Below are 19,956 nucleotides of genomic sequence, written 5' to 3' on the forward strand. Positions count from 1 at the left end.
ATTAAAAACAATAACAAACGAGGCTGTCTAATTTGAATGCATCTATATTAACTGAAGTAATACTTCCACTCGCCCTTGCACTTATTATGTTTGGTATGGGTCTTGGGCTCACAACAACCGATTTTACTCGTTTATTTAAAAGCCCGCTTGGCATTGTCATGGGTTTAATAGGCCAACTTGTAGCAATGCCTTTATTAGCATTAGGGCTGTGTTATTTACTAAACCTACCAACGCCTATCGCTATTGGTTTAATGATATTAGCTGCTTGCCCCGGCGGTACTATGTCAAATGTAGTAAGCCAGCTTGCTAAAGCTAATTTAGCGCTTTCGGTAAGTTTAACAGCTGCCTCTACCGCAATTAGTATAATAACCACACCGTTTATTATTGGCTTTGCTATGAGTCAGTTTGCCCCAGCAGACGATGCTACTTTTTCTATTTTAACTACTTCATTAGGGCTATTTTTTATTACCTTAGTGCCAGTTGCTATAGGCATTTGGTTGCGTCACTTTAAAAGTGATTTTGCCATTAAATCAGAGCCGTTTTTTAGACGCTTCTCGTTGTTTTTTATGCTTATGATGATTGCCGCACTAGTAATAAAAGAGCGCGATTTATTAGTTAGCTCATTTAACAACGTATTTTGGGCGTGCATAGCGCTTAATATTGGTTCAATGGTTGTTGGTTGGTTAATTGCTAAGTGTTCAAAATTAAATTTAACTGATTCGCTGACGCTTTCAATTGAGGTTGGAATTCAAAATGCATCGTTAGCTATTTTAATCGCTATTAGCTTTTTAAATAAACCAGAATACGCAGTTACCGGTGGCGTGTATGGCCTTGCCATGTTTATAGGACCACTGCTATTAATTGGCGGGTTAAAGCTTAAAAAATAAACTTATCTAGGGCATGTTGACCAAGTTGCTTTAATTTATGGCTGCGGATAACGTAGCCGTAAACTCAAGTCTAAAAATACCACCAGTTAAATGTATGCTCTGCACTCATCGCGCCAACAAGTTGTAAGCTTATAAAACACTCTCAAGCTTGAATATTGCACCAGGCGCTGAACTTGCTCGCGCAAGGAGCGAAGCTCCTAATTACTAAAGCGCATTTTAGGATGGGATAAGAGTGTAAGTAATACGGTAAAAAAGCAGTTAATTATTTAGTTACTAAAATAGCGCCTCAAATATGAGGCGCTACTTTAAAACTTACTATTTGGTTTGCATGTTTCTAGCGCGTTCTTCTGCATCTATTAATGCTTGCGATTTAGGCGCGCGTTTTTTCTCTTCTATTTTGGGTTTTTCAGTTGAGTCAGGATCCCAGCTTGAGTCTAACGACAAGTTAGCAAATGGATTGTTATTGTCTGCTTTTTTAGGCTCACTTTGTGGCTCATCAACTGGCGGTGTTGTTTGTGCTTGCTCAGGTGTTGAGCTTTGTTTTTTAGGCATCGGCTTTTCACCAGGTAATGGTGCATCTGGGTTAAATGTACGTACCTCTGGTTCTTTAAAGTCTTGCTCTGTTGTATATGTAGTCGATTGAGCGTCAGCAATTTGCTCTGGTGCGTGTAAATCTACAACCGGCTCACTCGCTGTTACTGGCTCAGGAGTACTAATAACAGGCTCTACAGTGTTATGTTCGGCTTCTATTGGCGCAGGCTCCGTTATATGAGCAGTATGGTGCTTACGTTGTTTTTTTACAGGCTTTGCATCTGGATCAAAGTCGCGTACTTCTGGCTCATTAAAGCTGCTGGCATTTTTAATACGCTCTAAGGTTGTTTTGGCGGCGGCTTCAAACTCGGCTGTATTAGGCTCTGGTTTTTGTTTTACTTCGTTAAATGTAGCGGTACTTGTTTGCTCTAAAGTATCAATTGAGTTAAGCGGTGTAGGCTCAATTTCGCTTGTTTGCACTTGTGTAGCTACGTTGTTTTGCTCATCTGAAATTTGCGGTGGTGTATGTTCAATATCAGCATTTTGTGTAGTGTTCGTAGGCTCTAAAGGCTCTTCATTTGCCTCTACGCTGCTCTCAACTGGTTTATTATTTTGAGTTACTTCGTTGATGACGACAGGCTCAATCTCTGGCTCTTTTGTAGTTTCAGGTTTAGCTGGCGTAGCAATTTTTTCTGATTTAACTTCAGGTGGAGCCGCTATAGTCGGTTCTGCCATCACTTTACTTTGTTTTGCACGGCGCAGGCGCACGACTATCATAGCGCCAATAAGTACCACTATAACAAGTATTAAAGTGGGTAAAAGTAAAGAGCTTGGGCTTTGTGCTATAGGTTGCGGCGCAATAACTGGCGCTGGTTTAGTTAACACCGGTGCTGGTTTTACAAGTACAGGATTTTCAGGCGTAGGTTGAACGTTTTGCTCTGGCGTCGCAGGTTTTACTTGCTCTATTGCGGCTTCGTTTTTTTGCTCTGTAACTACTTGCTCGGGTACTGCTGTTGTTGGCTCTGCATCAATTACTATTTCGTTACTGTTGGTATTTAGCTGATCGTTTATTTGTTGTTTTTGATCATTAGTTAAATTAAGGGTTTGCTCGTTGATGCTTTCTTTAACAGCTTCTTCAGTAGGTTTAATTACAGGGGCAGGTTCAACAATTTTAGGTTGTGGCTGAGTAATAATAGTCGGCTCAGGCTCTATTATTTGGGGCTTAGGTTGTGCTTGAATTTCTTTTGGCTTATTACAGTTATTTTTGTAATCACGCGCAGCTTTACGGTATTTTTGACTCGCTTTATTATTACTATTTTGCTGCATTTCTTGTTTAATTAAAATGCACATAGCTTCGTTGTATGCAGCACTTTGCGCACTATAAAATAAGGCAAAGCAAAGGGTAAATCTAATTAGTTTTGATATCATGAAGTTATGCGCGCTTAAATATTAATAGTTTGATTTTAAGCGCAAAATTAAAAATTATCCAGAGTAATACGTCTAATCAATAACCATAAGGCTGCGATATTCATCGTAAGCAAATTGGTCGGTCATACCGCTTATATAATCTTGAATTAATCTACAGCGATAATAAAATTCATACGCCGCAAAGTGATCGGGCTCTTCTTGCATCGCATCTATTGCGTGTTGGTAACTGTTTAAGTGCTTTTTAGAGAGCTTTTTAACAAGTCGCGACTCTATTAATAAACGTGAATCGCCATTTAGTGCACGCTTAAAGTCATCCTTGTTTAGTAGCAGTAATGGTTTATAGCAATCGAGCAAACCATTAATTATGCGATACCCTTGTAGCTCTAATTTTTCGACTTCTTTGTTTGAAAATACATGCTCAAGTGCCACTTGCTTTAGCATTTTGGTTACAGCGTGTAGATGGCTCCTATCTTCTAAAAGTGCTTGGTTAAAATCGCCATGATAAATAGGTTCTATGTTCTCAATAAAGCGTTTTGCAGCATGTCCAACTAGCGGATGTAAAAGTGCTACGCGCAGGTATATAAAAAATTCGCTGTTAAAGTTATACGGTTGTGCTTTGGCGCGCTCATGTGCGTAGTCAACTGCTTTATCTACAAAAGTTTGGTGCTCTGTATCGTCTATTGTTAGGTTTATAAGTGCTTTTTTATAATGACTTTTAAGCTGTGTACATAAGAATTCGGTGCTTATGATCCCTTTTTCAACAGCATCCTCTATATCGGCTAGGCAATACGAAATGTCGTCGGCGGCTTCCATTATATAACTTGCTGGATGGCGGCAATATGGCTCAATAGTGAGCTCTTTTTGTAGTGCTTCAACAAAGTTTTTTTCGCTGTAGTAGTAACCTACTTTTTTCATTAAGTAGTTTTTATTTTGCGGTATATCTTTTGTATCAAGCCCTGCAGGGCGAGTGTATTTTAAAATACCAGCACTTTGGCTGTAAGTTAAATTAAGCGTTTGCAACGAATGAATTATACGTATGCCTTGAGCGTTGCCTTCAAAGTTACAAATATCAAGCGCAAGGTGTTTAAAAACAACACCTATACCGGTATTGGGCTCTTTGCAGCGCTCGGGTGTTACGCTTGCTAGGTTGTTATTAAACCAGTGGTTTATTGCAGCTTCGCCAAAATGTCCAAACGGTGGGTTGCCTATATCGTGCATTAGGCAGGCCATTTCTACTAAGCTTTCTAGGGGGCGTTCTAGGTCGGTTAAACCGTAATCTTTTTGTTGTTGGTAGCTTAAATTTGCAAAAATACGTTGCACTATAAAACGACCAACCTGTTGTACCTCAAGCGAGTGAGTTAAGCGCGAACGAACAGCTGCGTTACGTTCAAGGGGAAACACTTGGGTTTTTTGCTGAAGCCTGCGAATAGCGGCACTGTTAATAATCCGGCCACGGTCGCTTTCTAGCGCCATTTGTAAGTTAGAGGTTGTGCGATACATTCGTGCTGGCGTTATTTTTTTACTAAAATCTATGGTCATCTTTATACTTATCCTTTTTACAATTGATGACTGGCATAGTTTTTAGCACATAGTCATTTGTCTTTAATATACAGGGTTTAATCTATCAGTTTGTATCATAAAGTAACAACTTGCTTTAAAATAATTTTTTGAGTAATTGTTGTGCATTTATAGGTGTTTATAATGAAACAGTGGATTTTAAAGGCAGTATCAATTTGCCTAATGTTAGGAATGAACAGCGCATTTGCTGCAAAAGAGCAAACTGTGGTGCTTGTATCAATTGATGGCCTGCGTTGGGATTATATTGAAAAACACGGCGCACCAAATTTAAAAGCAATGGCCGAGCGCGGTGTTCGCGCACAAAAACTAATACCTGTTTATCCGACTAAAACGTTTCCTAACCATATTTCTATTATTACGGGCTTACTGCCAGTAAATCATGGCATTGTTGATAATAGCTTTTGTGATAAAGCGCGTAAAAACGACTGTTACAGCATGGGCAAAGCATTGGGCGATAGCACTTGGGTGAAGGGGATTCCGCTTTGGAATTTAGCAAAAATGCAGGGGCTTAAATCGGCTACTTATTTTTGGCCTGAGTCAGATGCATTATTTAACGGCATGACACCAGATTACTTTTATCACTATTCTAAATACAGCGATTACCAAAGCCGTGTTGATCAAATTATTCAATGGTTAAGTTTGCCAAAAGCACAGCGCCCACGTTTTATTGCGAGTTACTTTTCGCTAGTTGATAGCATGGGCCATGAGTTTGGACCAGACGCACCACAAACGCGAGATGCAGTTAAACAGCTTGATGAATTAATGGGGCAATTACAAACTCGCTTAAGTAAATTAGAGCAAGAGGTAAACTTAGTTATTGTCTCGGATCATGGTATGGCGAGTATAGATCCAGATAAAAGTATTGATGTAACCACACTGCCTCAAGATGAAAACTTTTTAGTTAAAAACACCGGTCCACGTTTACTCATATACACTCAACCCGATGCAATAAATGCGGATATAGCCGGCTATAAAGCTCGTTTACAAAAAGCAGCAAACGGTCGTTATACAGTATTAACTGACGAGCAGTTAGCAGCGTACCATTACAATAAAGGCACTCGCGTAGGCGATATTGTGGTGCAAACTACAGCGCCAGCGGTATTTACCAATGGTAAAAAACCAACCTATTTAGGGACTCACGGTTATGCATATACCGAGGATATGGCAGCATCATTTATTGCTGTAGGCCCTGCATTTAAACAAGGTATAAGCCTTAAAGAAGTGAGTAACCTTGATATCTACCCAGTACTTGCAAAAGTGATGGGGCTTAAATTGTTAAACAAAGTAGATGGCAATGGTAAAACATTAATGCCAGCAATTAAGCAAAAAGTGGTTGTGCATTAGCTTAATCTATAAGAGCGCGTAAGCGCTCTGCAGGGAAGAACATGTTAAAACTTTAAAGTGGGCTATTTAGCCCACTTTTTAATGCGCTACTTATTTAAAGTTAGCAATACTTGTTTTTGTAGCAGTAACCGTGCGAATTGCATACGCTTGGTTTGTAATACCAAAAGCAATACCATTTACGCTCCAGTTAGGGTTAGAGAAGTAATCGTACTGAGTTGCGCTACCGTAAACGTGCGGGTAAGCCATAATACTTGCAAACTCATTTTGTACGCCATGACCCATGCCATCTACATATACACCGCCAGATGTGTCACCTTGTTTGCGTGAATGCGCTAAACCTTGGTTATGACCAAGTTCGTGTACAAATGTAGTTGCACCACAATCAATTGCAGTGATTGAGTACATACGGCTGCTCATTGAGCTATATAGATTGCCATTAGTGCCTTGGCCAACCCACGCTAAACCACATGAAATAAGCCCATTGCCAGCACTTTGGCCAGTACCTAATACGGCAATCATGTCGGCTTTCCAATCGCTGCGTAAACCATCTACGTAGCTGCTATTTGTAACCGAATCTAACCAATCCTCAGACGGCGTTACTGCGTAGTCACCTAAGTTTTGTTTGCCAGCTAAGCGTAGTGTTATATCAACGCCATTTTGGCTATATACCTGATTACTAAAAGCAATTAGTTGATTTATTTTAGTGTCAATATTACTAGTTGCGGCAGCTGATTGGTCGGTATATAAAATACCGATATCGATTGTTTCTGCTTGTGCAACACTTGCTGCACATAATGCCGCAGCCAGTGCTGTTGTTGTGATTACTTTTTTCATTATTGTATTTCCTTACTCTTGTTGTGGTTGGAACTGTTTTTAACTTGGTTGAGATCATAAAAAGCAGACACACTAAAGCTGCCTTATAGTGCGGCTTTAATTGCTTTTTATATTTTTTGGTTAGCCATCAATTTTTGGTGCAAATATATCGATGCTTTTATCTGATTTGGGTTTTGGTGCGGTTACTTCATGCTCTATGTGGCTTTTATATAAATCGCGTTTTGCTGCAATCCATCCGTACTTACCTTTACTTTCGAATACATAGTTGCCAGAAGGTGCAGTAAATTGGCCATATACGGCATCTTTACCTACCGTTAAAACGGTATTATGCATGCGACCGTCAACACCCACTATTTTACCAAATATGCTCTTATCGCCATTTTCAGACTCAACCACATTAGTCACTTCTGCGGTGAATGTTTCGGCTGTTTGCGGAATAGCTAAATCAAAGTTTTCGCCAGTTTCTAACGCCTGTAAAGAATTTAAATCAAACTCAATATAGGCCTCGTTATGTAAGTCAGTCGGTAAAACTTTTGCATTTATAAGCACTTGCTTTGCTTTGTCTGATAGGCGATTTACGGCATCAAATTCTTCAAACGGTAAGTTGTTGTCAGGGGCAGCAATGGGTTTAACAGTAATTGGATCTTTACTCATATCAATAGGTGCAGGGGGATGCGTATTGCGCGTTTTTTGTAAATCAATAGGAACAAAATCAATAGCAACAGGCGCGATAGGTTCGCCCGTTTCATCTGCATTAAAAAATAGCCCATAAACTGCAAATGCCGATAATGGTATAGCAATTAGTAAGACGACAGATCTCTTCATTTGTTTCTCTTTTAGTGTTTTTGGTTAACTATTTGTTACGTTTTATATTATTAAATGGATTAGATCAAGATAATAAATGTAACCGAAAAGAATTATTTCTTAATTTTATAATTCCTTATAAAATATAAGGATATTTATTTTTGGTGTGTTTTTTGCTCTTTTTAGTATTGGTTTTTAGTAGTGTTTACGCGGGCTTTGGCGCAGTTGTAGGTACTTGTTTGTTTAGTTAAATACAATGGTTAAAAGTGACTTTTTGACGTTAATTACAATGAAAAATAAAAAGTGAATTTATTTCACCTTTTGTAAACCAATCGCTAATTGCAATGTAATTATTGGGCACGTATGTTGTGAGCTGCATAAATGCATTACGAGGAATTTATGAAGGTGTCTGATCAGTTGCTTAACCGAATTACAGCAGGACTTGTGGCTGTAATTATTGGTTTTTCGAGTTCTATTGCATTAATTTATCAGGTAGTGATAACCCTTGGTGGTACGCCCGATTTAGTAGCTAGTTGGATTTTAATGCTCGGTTTAGTGATGGGCACAACGTCAATTGGTTTATCGTACTATTACAAAGTACCTGTTTTAATTGCGTGGTCTACCACGGGAGCTGCATTACTTATTTCAAGTGCCCAAGGGTATAACTTAAATGAGGCTATTGGCGCGTTTATGCTCAGTGCATTGCTCGTGTTTTTGTCGGGGGTTACGGGCTGGTTTGAAAAAATAATGAACCGTATTCCAAGTGAGCTTGCATGCGCCATGTTGGCCGGCGTGCTTGTTACCTTTGGTATCGATGTGTTTAATTTTATGAACGACATGCCTTTAGTAATTGGTTTAATGGTCGTTATGTACTTTATTGGTAAACGCTTTTTTGCCCGCTTTGCTATGTTAAGCGTGCTTATTATAGGTGTATTACTCGCTTGGCAAATGGGCCATATTGATACCAGCGCGCTGCACTGGAAAATGAGCGAATTTGCTTATATTGAACCCGCTTTCCACTTGCAAGCATGTATTAGTATAGGTTTACCACTTTATATAGTTACCATGACTTCGCAAAATTTACCGGGTATTGCGGTTTTAAAAGCACATAAATATAAAGCGCCTATATCTGCATCTCTTAATGTTACTGGCTTTGTAAATATGCTTAGCGCTCCTTTTGGAGCCTACTCTATTAATTTAGCCGCGATTACCGCAGCTATATGTATGAGTGATGAGGCGGATAAAAATCATGATAAACGTTATTGGGCGAGTATAGCGGCTGGCGTATTTTATATTTTAATGGCGTTGTGCGCAGCTACATTAGTTGGCTTGGTAGCAAGTTTACCCCAGGCACTTATTTTAGCTTTGGCGGGCATTGCGCTATTTGGCACCATTGCTAATAGTTTGCAGCAAGCCCTTAGTCGTACTGAATATACTGAGGCCGCAATAGTCACTTTTTTAGTAACTGCATCTAACTTAACATTACTTTCAGTGGGGTCTGCTTTTTGGGGGATTATAGCGGGTGTGCTAACGCTTATTATCACCAGGAAAGACTAAAAACTGTGAATATGTAAAGCGAAAATACTGCTCATATAGATGATTAAAATAGTTTAACCAAGCTTATTAAAAAGGCTGCAATTGCAGCCTTTAGTTTTACAAACAGGGTTTACCTAATCATAAGTATGATGGCGAGTTACGCTAAACCGATTAAGTATATGGTGCATAACATACACAACACATAAGCTTAAGATTATAGCCACAGATACCGAACTAAACCGGTACATTGCACTATAAACAAGATCTTGGCCTGGCCCGAGTGAATTTCCAAACAAAATACCAAATGTAGTCAATACACCAAAACCAATGCCAGGTATGCCTCCGCCTAAAATATGAAAGCGCGCAAAAACAAACGAAAGTATCCATAAAATAGCCATCGGAAAAAGTAAAAAATCAGAGTGACTATACAAAAATAGTTGCGATAGTAACGCTGCATTACAGCCTATAAGCGTTCCAATTGCTCGCTGCCAACCGGCCATACCTGCGGCTTTCCAGCACAACGAAAATAAAATAAGCACAGAAGCTGCCTGCGCAGATATTGAGTCTTGTAAATCAAGAACCTGAAAAACAACAAAAGAGAGCGTAGCCACGGTTGAGCATAACAATACCTCATGGCGAATACTTTCTTTTGCTTTAGCTGGCATTACTCGCCCGGGCCTTGCGGTTACATCAGGAAATAGGCCATGCATTAATGCTCCAATAATAACGGTTAAAAATATAGCCAAACCATTAGTTAAAATTAATGGATAAATACTGCTTCCTTGATCAACATAGCTGGAAAAATGCAGCTGAATAGAAAGACTGATCACGCCTAAAGCGCCAAATAAAAAGGCACTACCGCTACTCATTTTATGAAATAAAAAGCAGAAAACACCAAACACTAACAATGTCATAACGACTGGTAAGTGAGAAAATAATCCCTGCATTATCAGCACTATAAGTGCGCTAAATGCAGCAGATGCTATAAATTGATTTATAAGCCCACGACTTAACGTAGGTACCATGCCCAATATCAACATAGGATAAACGGTAAAAAATATACCATTGGGCCAGTTCATTAATTCACTAATAGTAAAGCCAAGGGTACACCCACCTGCAATGCGCAGTGCTTGGCGAAGGCCATTGGAGTCTAATTGTGGGCCTTGGCTAACAATTTGAGTCATAAAGCCTCCATTAATAAATGTAGTGTAACCAGCTAATAAACCTGATTTGTGCAGAGCCAAACCATTGCCCAATTGTTGATTCTGGTAATAATTGTACTGTTGCACGTGAGCCACTAGGCATGTTTGCTATTAAGTCTTGATGATTAATGAGCTTTAAGTGAATGCGTTGACGCTGTGCATCACGCACCCAACGATTACTGGTTTCTGTTGTACTTAGTAAACCATTAGCACTAAGTTGACCACTGCTAACGCCTGCTTCAAATGTTTCAAGTATTGCGTCGTAAACTTCACCTGGACGGCTATCAAATACTACGCGCGCTTGGGTGCCTTGCTTCATATTTGTGAGTGACTTTTCTCTAAAGTCGGCAACTAAATCTGCCTTTTTAGCAACAATAGCTAATAACGGGCTGCCTGCAACTGCGTATGCGCCGTTTAATAATTGTAAGTTAGCAACTACGCCGTCACTTAATGCGCGCACTTTTGTGTAGGATAAATTTAGCTCAGCTTGCGCTAACTGGTTAGCAGCGTGGCGCATGGCTAAGTTTTTGTTCCCTGAGTCACCTCTAGCTAAAACCGCTTCAGCTAACTGCGCTTCAAGGGCTGCAACATTTGCTTTACTCGCTTCAAAATTAGCACGAATGCTTTCAAGTTCTTGCTCCGATATAGACTTTTGCTTATAGAGCTTTTCGCCTCTGCTTTTTAATAGTTTTTGCTCATGCTGTTTAGCGTTTGCAGCACTTATTTGTGCCTCAAGCGCTTTAACATTGGTATCAAGGCGTTTATTTTGTAATTTGGCATCATCAAGGGCGAGTTGAGCTTGTTCTTTAGCTAAATTATATGGGCCTTCATCGATACTAAATAATATATCGCCTGCTTTAACTGATTGGTTATTACTAACTTGCACACTAGTGACTCGGCCACTAATTTGCGGTGATATTTGCACAACAGGGTGATAAACACGTGCTTGTGGTGTCACAGGCAAAACCATATCGGCCACTAAATAGTAAATAAATACTAAGATAAACCCTATGAGAGAAAACCTTACATAGCGTGCAAACTTTTGATCCGGTGTCATTTTTAGCCTTACTTATTAACTTGAATACATTTAAGGGCGTTTTGCTCTATTTTGATCAAACCAAATGCAATCGCATCTAGTTGCTCAACAGATAAACCGCTGTATAACTGATTTTTTATATCGGAAATAGTCTCTTGCAATGAATGTAAAATGGCATCACTTTGCTCAGTAAAATAGAGTCTTTTACTGCGCTTATCATGTTTGTCTACACGGCGAACAATTAACGATTGCTCCTCTAATTGCTTAAGCGTACGAGTCAATGAAGGCATTTCTATCCCTAAGCTATTAGCAAGCTCAAGTTGTGTTAGTCCCTCACCACGCATACTAATATGCATTAGTGCAGTCCAGCGCGATTGAGTAAGCCCTAAAGGCTCAACTGCAATGGTTACCGCTTCGCGGCATAAGCGATGAACTCGGCCCATATTACCGATAACAGTTAAATCGAGTGTTTCGTGAAAAGGTTTGTGTGTAGGCATAGCCATCCCAACATAGTTAGCAAGCTAACTATTTTATCATTACTTAGCTTGCTAAGTAAATATATGAAAGAGTGGGAAATGGTAAAATATTTGCTAAACCTCACTTGTAGAAATGGTGAGGTTTAGCAGGAGTTTAAAAGTTAAGTAAATTAGCAGGGGAGTATTGATCGGTAAGTACTTTTGTATCTGCGGGCCAATCTTGGTCGTTTTTAGTAAATTGCATAAATTGGCTAATCGCTTTTATGTCTATACCGTATTTTACTAATTTAGGGGCGAGAGCATTTACACGCGTGTTAATTTGCGCTTCGCTCGGCATTGATTTAAGTCCCGCTAAAATAATACGATTACTACGATTTTCGCGACTTACATTTATAAAGTCGCCAAATACAGCGTGGTAAGTTGCCGACTCATGCTGATAAAGTTTACTACTTGAAAACGTATTTGCAGCTATAACACCGCCTTCGGCTAATACGCTTTGTACTTCTTCAAAAAACTCTTTAGTAAGCAAATGCTCCGGAATATAGTCGCCGTTAAATGCATCCAAAATAATCCAATCGTACTTTTGTTTTTTAATTGCGGCACGTTTTATAAAAATACGGCCATCTTGCACGCTTGATGTCACTAAATCGTTTTCTATAAAGTTAAAGTAATCGCGTGCAACTTTAGTTACTGCCGGATCTATTTCAACATTATGAATTTTTGCAGTGGGGTATAGCTCATGAATAACGTTAGAAAGCGTACCGCCTCCTAATCCTATAATAAGTACATTTTTAGGGTTATCGGCTACTAAAAGGCTCGCAAAAGTAAGTTTAGTGTAATTAAAAACAAGTTTGTCGGGATTGTTCTTATACATACAGCTTTGGCTTGTTTGGCTACTTTTAGTATTAAATTTAAGGCAACGTAAGTCGCTCGTTTCTTCAACAATAATATTGCGATAAAGCGAGCGCTCTTCGTGGATAACTTTACTGCACGCAAAACCCGAAAATGCAATTAACGGCAGTAGTAAATATTTAAGCATGAGCAAGCTCCTTATTATTAGCCAAGGTATTAATTACAATCGCGACTAAACCCAGTGACCCAAGCGTTAGAGCAAAGGCGCTAATAATAGTATTTACGTCAAACGCGAGTACAAAGTAAAACGAGGTAATTATAGTACCCAGTGCACTGCCAAGCGTACTTACAAAGTATAAACGCCCAGCCACTTGGCCGCTTTTATCGCTATCGGTTACCAGTAAGCGCACAGAGTAGGGCGAGATCATGCCTAAAATAACGGTAGGTATAAAAAATAGTGCGGATGACGCTAAGAGCGAGCCGTAGCGGCTATCTTCAATATGGGTAAATATAAATTCCATTATTGGCTGCGAAAATAATGTAATAGGCACCACCATAATGCTGGCTATTAAAAATATTAAACCATATTTGGTAAGTGATGCATTTTTAGTGCTGAGTTTACCGCCAAGTAAATACCCAAAAGATAAACTAAGCATAAATACTGTAATTATACTGCCCCAAATATGTACGCTACTACCAAAAAAAGGGGCGAGAATTCTCCCTCCTAAAAGTTCAATCCCCATAATGCAAAAACCGCTGCAAAAAGCTAAAAAGTAAATTAACGCGTTTGTTTTTATGCTCATGTAATTATCGTTATGTAACTTAAGTAGAACACTATACTAACGTGATGACACGGCAGTCGCTAGTGCATTAATTAATCGCTCAGTGATTTTTTAAAAAGAAGTTTTGTTATAAAGTAACACATGCTACAATTTTGTTATACTATAACACTTGCTTAGTTAATCAATCACATGAAGTACTCTTTAATTTATTTAGCCTGCCTAGGAATTAGTGCGCCCAGTATTGCGCAAGATCAAAAAGAAGAAATCGAAAAAATATCTGTCACTTATAAACAAGCTTATCGCGGTGATATTCCTCAAAAGCAAATGCCACAATCTATAGTTAGTATTAATAGTGCTGAGCTTAATAAAAAAGGAATTACTCAACTACAAGATGCGCTTGATTTTTCAGCTAGTATTTCACGTAAAAACAATAGCGGTGCATTGTGGGATAGCTTTTCTATTCGTGGCCTTTCGGGTAACGAAAATATGCCATCGGGCTATTTAGTTAATGGCTTTAGCGGTGGGCGTGGTTTTAGCGGCCCGCGTGATGTATCTAACATTGATTACATTGAAGTACTAAAGGGCCCAGGCTCAGCACTTTATGGGCGATCAGAGCCAGGCGGGACTGTAAATATTGTAACTAAAAAGCCACAGTTTGATTCACAGGGTGAGATAAAACTAAGTTTAGGCAGCGACAGTTTTAATCGCGTTGAAGGCGATTATACCAGCGGCATTAACGATACCACCGCGTTTAGAATAAATGGCGCATGGCAAGATAGTGACAGCTACCGCGATGAGGTATATACCAATAAAAAGGTGATTACGCCGTCTATTTATCATCAAATAAACGCATCGACCAGTGTAACTTATGAGTTTGAATACGTAGATTTAGCTCAGCTATTCGACCGTGGTGTTGTTGTACTCGATAACGATTTTGACACCCTACCAAGCTCGCGCTATTTAGGTAACCCAAACGATGGAGATACGCAGGTTTACTCTCGAGGCCACCAAATTACGTTAAATCACGATATTAACGAGGAATGGTCACTCGTTGTAGGTGCAAATTATCGAGACTCTAGCTTAACGGGTTTTTCGTCAGATGCAGAACTTGCACCGTCACGCCAATCGTTATTTGACGATGGCCGCACACTTACCCGCCAGCAGCGCTATCGCGACTACGAAGTAGAAGATTTAAGTGTAAAGTTTGAAGTTAGCGGACGTTTAGATACAGCCGGCATTTCGCATCATTTATTAATAGGTATTGATGCATATAAATACGATTTGCGCACGGCGCTTTCTCGTTATCGTGGCGGTAATGGCACTTATACTATTGATATTTTTGAGCCTGATTATTCTGGTGAACGTCCTGCTGTTTCGCTACTTTATGAAAATGATGAAGAGCAAAACGCTTACGGTATTTACATTCAAGATCAAATGGATATCACTGATAAGTTTAAACTTTTACTTGGCCTTAGATTTGATAGCGTAGACCAAGATATTTTAGAAACAAACAGCGGCGTGTTTTCGACCAGCTCTGAAAGCCAAATAAGCCCACGCGTTGGCGTAGTGTATGAACTAAATAATACTATAACCTTTTACAGCAGTTACTCTGAAGGCTTTTTACCACTGAGCGGTACTGATGCAAACGGCGACCCGTTTGGCTTTGAGTACAGCGACTCGTTTGAAGTTGGTGCTAAGTTTGAATACCTAGGTGTAAACGGTACTGTGGCACTTTTTGATGCTTCTAAAAGTAATATGTTAGTGGCAGATCCAGTAAACGTTGGTTTTTCGGCTCCCATTGGTAAAGCTGATAGCAAAGGGTTTGAGCTTGATTTAAATACCTATATTACCGATGCAACAGCATTTAACTTATCGTACGCCTATATAGATGCCACCACAGCAAACGACATTATTAATGCCGATTGGGGCGTGCCAATAGAAAAAGGCAGCCCACTGGTAAATGTACCAAAAAACAATCTAAACCTTACACTTAGCCATCAAACAGCATTAATGGGTAAAGAGCTTGAATTTGGTGCAAGTTACCAATATACCAGCAGCCGCCTAGGTGATGCCGCAGATTTGAGCTTTAGACTACCAAGTTACCAATTGGTCGGCCTGTTTGGTCAATTAAATTTAACAGATAAAACAGAGCTAAATGTGAGTATTAATAACATTTTTAATGAAGACTACGCTCAAAGTAGTTACAACGCTTTGTGGGTTTATCCGGGGGCGCCTACGCAATTTAAAATGTCGATAGCTTATAATTTTTAATAGCTTAGCTTATTAAGCTTTTAAACAGTTTTCATCCTGAAGCGTCTTAATTTAATAATTAAGGCGCTTTTTTATTTAAATTAAGGTTTCTTAAGTTTTCTTTAAGTTTCGCTCGCTAAGTTACAAACATACACTTTATATGAGCGATGTTTATGCAATTAGCACACCTACCTTCATCACCCGTTTATATTCAAAATAACTCACGCTTTGTTAGTGCTCGCGTTAATGATGAGCATAGAAGTGCGTTAGAAAACACAGTTAAAGAAGGGTTTTTAGTCGCTTACAACGCCACGCTTACCTCTTTTATGCCATTACTTTGCCAATACACGACAAACGAAGGGCAATGCACATTGGGTTTAAGGCAAGCAACAGCTCCTCTATTTATAGAGCAATACTTAGCACAGCCCATTGAGCATTTTTTACCTGAGAACACTCAGCGTAATAAAGTATTTGAGCTTGGCAATCTATGCTCTACACATCGCAAAGCAACGCTTGGGCATTTTATTGTTGTTAATGAAGCCCTGCAAAGTGTAGGTGCTAAACATTTAGTATTTTGCGCCACTAAAAAAGTGCGTGCACTGCTGCGCTTATTAGGCGTTAACTGCACTGAAATTGCTGTGGCAAACAGTTTTGTTGTTGAGCATCCGCTAAGTTGGGGAAGTTACTACGCTAATCAGCCTACCGTATGCGTTGTGAGTTTAGAGCAAGCTCACCAACAAGTATTAAATACCCCAATGCTTTATAGTTTGATGCAGCAAAATCACTCAAATATCAATTCTTTGGTAAATGCATTGGTGAATGTATGAATTACTATAATACCCATGCAATATCGCCATTAATTATTGCCCACAATAAAGAGCAAACACTTGAAATTAACGGTGATGAGTTTAACCAGCAAATACAAAAAGTAGTAAAAATACTACATAGCTTTAACGGCAAATGTATCGCTTATAAGCTCGATAATACGCCAGCTTGGCTTGTTATTGATGCCGCTACTGCGGTTTCTAATAAAGTGGCTGTGCCAATAGCTCACTTTTTTAGTGAACAACAAACTCAATATGTACTAGCTCAATGTGGCGCTAATATATTTATGAGCGACACACTAAACCCTTTATTTGGGGAGCCGGCTGCATCAATTACTTTATTTGAGTGTTACACATTATATATTTACGAAATCGTTGTAGCTAAACTCGTCAGTTATTTTCCAGAAACTCAAAAAGTAACATTTACATCAGGATCAACCGGGCAACCAAAGGGCGTGTGTTTATCTGCAAAGAGTCAAATGCAGGTAGCGCAATCTCTGTGCGATAAAATTAACATTAAAAAGCCTGTTCATTTGTGTTTATTACCACTTGCTGTATTGCTTGAAAATATAGCCGGTGTGTATGCCCCTTTAAAAAGTGGCGGTACAGTGCATTTAATGCCGTTAAATGAATTAGGCTTTGTTGGTACTGCATTAAAACAGCCCGCACAGCTTATTGCTGCGATTGATAAAGTTAAGCCAAATACGCTTATTTTAGTGCCTGAACTATTAGCATGCTTAGTTACTTTTGCAGAAGATGGGTGGCAACCGCCTAGTTCGTTACAGTTTATTGCCGTAGGTGGTGCGCTTGTCAGCGAAATGCTATTAACCAAAGCGCGTAGCTTAAATTTACCAGTATACCAAGGTTATGGACTTTCTGAGGCGGCATCTGTCGTTAGTTTAAATACACCCACAAACGATAACATCCACAGTGCCGGCTCTGTGTTACCTCATATTCAAACCAAAATTGAAAATGGTCAGCTTTTTATAAAAGGCGATTTGTTTTTAGGTTACTTAAATCATCAACCTCACGACAAAAACCAGTGGTATGCAACCGGCGATCTAGTCGAGCAGCGTCAAAATACTTTATTTATTAAAGGCCGATTAAAAAACCTAATTATTACCAGCATGGGTCGTAACATCAGTGCCGAGTGGCCCGAATCACTATTACTCAGCCAAAGCGGTATTTTACAAGCCGTTGTGTTTGGTGAGGGGCGACCTTTTCTCAGTGCCATTATTTACGCCGATACAAAGCTAAGTAACCCAGTGTTAGCGCAGTACATTAACGAAATTAATAAACAACTACCCGACTATGCACGAATTCAAAAATGGCATCGTCTAGATGCCCCATTAAGTGTGCAACAAGGATTATTAACAACAAATAATCGCCCAAAACGAGATGCTATAAGTAAGCAGTACCATGCTGTGTTTGATCAATTTTACCGACTTGGAGAAGTAATTAATGAGTGATTTTTTTTACACCCTTAAAGAGCAAACTAAACAAGAGCAAAACTACCTGCTTGCAGCGCCGATTATTCAGCGTGTTTTTAAAGGCGAAGCATCACTTGAAGAATACGCCTCGTTTTTAGCGCAAGCGTATCATCATGTTAAGCATACTGTGCCATTAATGATGTCGGTTGGTGCACGATTAACCGACGATCAAGAATGGCTGCGCGAAGCCGTCGCAGAATACATTGAAGAAGAGATAGGTCATCAAGAGTGGGTACTTAATGACATTGCAGCCTGTGGTTTTGACAAAGAAACAGTACGGTGTAGTCAGCCGCAATTTGCTACCGAAATGATGGTGTCGTATGCGTACGACTCCATTGCACGTAAAAATCCGTTGAGCTTTTTTGGCATGGTGCATGTGCTTGAAGGCACTTCTATAGCGCTTGCTGATGGCGCGGCTTCAAACATTGCAAATGCTGTGGGCTTACCTAAAAAAGCATTTAGTTATTTAACCTCTCACGGCGCGCTTGATATAGAGCATGTAAAGTTTTTTGAAAACCTAATGAACCAAATAACAGACGAGGCGGATCAACAAGCCATAATTCATGGTGCAAAGCGCTTTTATCGTTTATACGGCGATATATTTCGTGGACTCGATGATGAACCGTTTTTTAAAGCACGTGCACAAGGCAAATTGGCATGAGTAGCTCTTTATGTGTGCTCACTGGTGCAACAGGCGGAATAGGGCAAGCGATTGCTAAAGCTCTATATGCAAAAGGGTGGAAGTTACTGCTTGTAGGGCGAAATACCCAAGCCCTTGAAAAACTGAGCCGTGCATGCCCAGACAGTGAAATATTTACGGGCGATTTAACCGACGATACAGCACGTATTAACCTAGCAATAAAAGCCAAGCAACTCGGCGGCGTTAAATTACTTATTAATAACGCAGGTATAAATACGATGCAAAGCCTTGAGCACACAAGTAATGAGCAAATAGATAATATACTCGTTACTAATTTGTCGGTGCCTATTAAATTATGCCAGCTATTTTTAGGGCAGTTAGCGTATACCAAAGGCACCATTGTTAACGTGGGATCATCGTTTGGCAGTATTGGCTACCCGTTTCAAACGCTTTATTGCGCCAGTAAATTTGGTTTACGTGGCTTTACAGAAGCGCTCTCTCGTGAGCTTAACGGCTCAGGCATTAAAGTGACCTATTTAGCACCAAGAGCAACAGATACATCTATTAATAGCAGTAAAGCGCGGGCAATGAATAAAGAGCTCGGCAATAAAATGGACTCGCCAGAATTAGTTGCTCAAGAGTTATTAGCTCTTATAAGTTCAAACCAAACAAGGCGCTTTATTGGTTTCCCTGAAAAATTATTTGCACGCATAAATGGCGTATTCCCAAGCGTTGTTGATAACGCTATTGCAAAGCAACTTCCTAAAATTAAACGTTTTTTAAGTTAACAAACACACAAGGGCAAAATTATGTATAAATTTACACTCACATTTTATTTAATACTAACCTCTGTATTTGCAACCGCAGTACACGCAGATGAAGCGCAAGACTTAACCGATATTCAACAAAAGTGGGCAATTGCTAATTACGAACTTGAAGACGATGCGCAAATAGACGCGTTTACGCAACTAAGTGAGCAAAGCGCATTATTTGTTAAAAACTATCCAAGCTCAGCGCAAACACATATTTGGAATGGCATTGTGTTAGCTAGTTTTGCTGGCGCAAAAGGGGGCTTGGGCGCACTTGGTTTAGCAAAAGAAGCAAAAGCGTCACTCGAAAATGCACTCTCGATTGATGGCACTGCATTAAATGGCTCAGCTTACGCAAGCCTTGCAACGCTTTATAGCAAAGTACCTGGCTGGCCAATTGGTTTTGGTGATGACGACAAAGCTGAAAAATTATTTAAACAAGCGCTCGCTTTTAATCTCGAAGGCATTGATACTAATTACTTATACGGTGAATACTTGTATGACGAAGGCGATTATAAACAAGCTAAAGCACGACTACTTGTAGCACAAGCTGCTGGGATTCGTGATACTCGGGCAAAAGCAGATAAATATCGTCAACAAGCAATAAGTCAGCTATTGGCAAAAGTAGATAAAAAATTAAAAAGATAAACACA

18 protein-coding genes are annotated in these 19,956 nt (G+C 39.6%); 9 read left to right on the forward strand and 9 right to left on the reverse strand.

What is annotated here, in order from left to right:
- The first annotated feature begins 32 nt into the window (after positions 1 to 32).
- A complete protein-coding gene (locus H5117_RS05790) occupies positions 33 to 887 on the forward strand; it encodes a bile acid:sodium symporter family protein (protein WP_182736571.1) in 855 nt (284 codons plus the stop codon).
- Between the two features lie 315 nt (positions 888 to 1,202).
- Here H5117_RS05790 and H5117_RS05795 read toward each other — a convergent pair whose 3' ends face one another.
- Positions 1,203 to 2,846, reverse strand: coding sequence for a cell surface protein (locus H5117_RS05795; RefSeq protein ID WP_182736573.1), 1,644 nt, complete (start codon positions 2,844 to 2,846; stop codon positions 1,203 to 1,205).
- Positions 2,847 to 2,918: 72 nt separating this feature from the next.
- Positions 2,919 to 4,385 (reverse strand): dGTPase, encoded by a 1,467-nt coding sequence (gene dgt / locus H5117_RS05800; protein WP_182736575.1) that lies wholly within the window; start codon positions 4,383 to 4,385, stop codon positions 2,919 to 2,921.
- A 162-nt stretch (positions 4,386 to 4,547) separates the two neighbouring features.
- Between dgt and H5117_RS05805 the strand changes: the two genes are divergently transcribed.
- Entirely contained in the window at positions 4,548 to 5,768 is a 1,221-nt protein-coding gene (locus tag H5117_RS05805; RefSeq protein WP_039488828.1) for an alkaline phosphatase family protein, read from the forward strand.
- A 90-nt stretch (positions 5,769 to 5,858) separates the two neighbouring features.
- Here the strand turns inward: H5117_RS05805 and H5117_RS05810 are convergent, their stop codons facing one another.
- Positions 5,859 to 6,602, reverse strand: a complete 744-nt coding sequence (locus H5117_RS05810) for a zinc-dependent metalloprotease family protein (protein ID WP_002959157.1) — start codon at positions 6,600 to 6,602, stop codon at positions 5,859 to 5,861.
- A 120-nt stretch (positions 6,603 to 6,722) separates the two neighbouring features.
- Positions 6,723 to 7,427 (reverse strand): hypothetical protein, encoded by a 705-nt coding sequence (locus H5117_RS05815; RefSeq protein ID WP_182695288.1) that lies wholly within the window; start codon positions 7,425 to 7,427, stop codon positions 6,723 to 6,725.
- A gap of 378 nt (positions 7,428 to 7,805) precedes the next feature.
- Here H5117_RS05815 and H5117_RS05820 point away from each other — a divergent pair, with 378 nt between their 5' ends.
- The gene (locus tag H5117_RS05820; RefSeq protein ID WP_024605207.1) at positions 7,806 to 8,963 is read left to right on the forward strand and encodes a benzoate/H(+) symporter BenE family transporter; all 1,158 of its coding nucleotides are present in this window, start codon (positions 7,806 to 7,808) and stop codon (positions 8,961 to 8,963) included.
- A 113-nt stretch (positions 8,964 to 9,076) separates the two neighbouring features.
- Here the strand turns inward: H5117_RS05820 and H5117_RS05825 are convergent, their stop codons facing one another.
- The 5 genes from H5117_RS05825 to H5117_RS05845 form a co-directional block, all read right to left on the reverse strand.
- A complete protein-coding gene (locus H5117_RS05825; protein ID WP_024595851.1) occupies positions 9,077 to 10,126 on the reverse strand; it encodes a DUF2955 domain-containing protein in 1,050 nt (349 codons plus the stop codon).
- Between the two features lie 10 nt (positions 10,127 to 10,136).
- Positions 10,137 to 11,201, reverse strand: coding sequence for an HlyD family secretion protein (locus H5117_RS05830; RefSeq protein ID WP_165723799.1), 1,065 nt, complete (start codon positions 11,199 to 11,201; stop codon positions 10,137 to 10,139).
- An 8-nt stretch (positions 11,202 to 11,209) separates the two neighbouring features.
- Entirely contained in the window at positions 11,210 to 11,677 is a 468-nt protein-coding gene (locus H5117_RS05835; RefSeq protein WP_024595849.1) for a MarR family transcriptional regulator, read from the reverse strand.
- 133 nt (positions 11,678 to 11,810) lie between these two features.
- Entirely contained in the window at positions 11,811 to 12,695 is an 885-nt protein-coding gene (locus tag H5117_RS05840) for a spermidine synthase (protein ID WP_182195732.1), read from the reverse strand.
- Positions 12,688 to 13,311 carry a fused MFS/spermidine synthase gene (locus H5117_RS05845; RefSeq protein ID WP_182736577.1) on the reverse strand — a complete coding sequence of 208 codons (624 nt, stop codon included), beginning with the start codon at positions 13,309 to 13,311 and terminating at the stop codon, positions 12,688 to 12,690. The genes H5117_RS05840 and H5117_RS05845 overlap by 8 nt, the downstream gene beginning before the upstream one ends.
- 168 nt (positions 13,312 to 13,479) lie before the next feature.
- On the opposite strand from H5117_RS05845, the gene H5117_RS05850 reads away from it, so the two are divergent.
- The 6 genes from H5117_RS05850 (at position 13,480) to H5117_RS05875 (ending at position 19,951) form a co-directional block, all read left to right on the forward strand.
- Positions 13,480 to 15,561 (forward strand): TonB-dependent siderophore receptor, encoded by a 2,082-nt coding sequence (locus H5117_RS05850; protein WP_182736579.1) that lies wholly within the window; start codon positions 13,480 to 13,482, stop codon positions 15,559 to 15,561.
- Positions 15,562 to 15,713: 152 nt separating this feature from the next.
- Positions 15,714 to 16,367 carry a thermostable hemolysin gene (locus H5117_RS05855; RefSeq protein WP_002959142.1) on the forward strand — a complete coding sequence of 218 codons (654 nt, stop codon included), beginning with the start codon at positions 15,714 to 15,716 and terminating at the stop codon, positions 16,365 to 16,367.
- The gene (locus H5117_RS05860) at positions 16,364 to 17,833 is read left to right on the forward strand and encodes an AMP-binding protein (protein WP_182736582.1); all 1,470 of its coding nucleotides are present in this window, start codon (positions 16,364 to 16,366) and stop codon (positions 17,831 to 17,833) included. Before H5117_RS05855 ends, H5117_RS05860 begins: the two co-directional genes overlap by 4 nt.
- Positions 17,826 to 18,515: a TenA family transcriptional regulator gene (locus H5117_RS05865; protein ID WP_182736585.1), complete on the forward strand. Its 690-nt coding sequence runs from the start codon at positions 17,826 to 17,828 to the stop codon at positions 18,513 to 18,515. Before H5117_RS05860 ends, H5117_RS05865 begins: the two co-directional genes overlap by 8 nt.
- Positions 18,512 to 19,282, forward strand: a complete 771-nt coding sequence (locus H5117_RS05870) for an SDR family oxidoreductase (RefSeq protein WP_182736588.1) — start codon at positions 18,512 to 18,514, stop codon at positions 19,280 to 19,282. Before H5117_RS05865 ends, H5117_RS05870 begins: the two co-directional genes overlap by 4 nt.
- Positions 19,283 to 19,303: 21 nt before the next feature.
- A complete protein-coding gene (locus tag H5117_RS05875) occupies positions 19,304 to 19,951 on the forward strand; it encodes a hypothetical protein (RefSeq protein ID WP_002959134.1) in 648 nt (215 codons plus the stop codon).
- The last annotated feature ends 5 nt before the right edge of the window (positions 19,952 to 19,956 follow it).

Origin of the sequence: Pseudoalteromonas sp. SG45-1, assembly GCF_014164135.1 — a bacterium.
Classification (GTDB): domain Bacteria; phylum Pseudomonadota; class Gammaproteobacteria; order Enterobacterales; family Alteromonadaceae; genus Pseudoalteromonas; species Pseudoalteromonas distincta.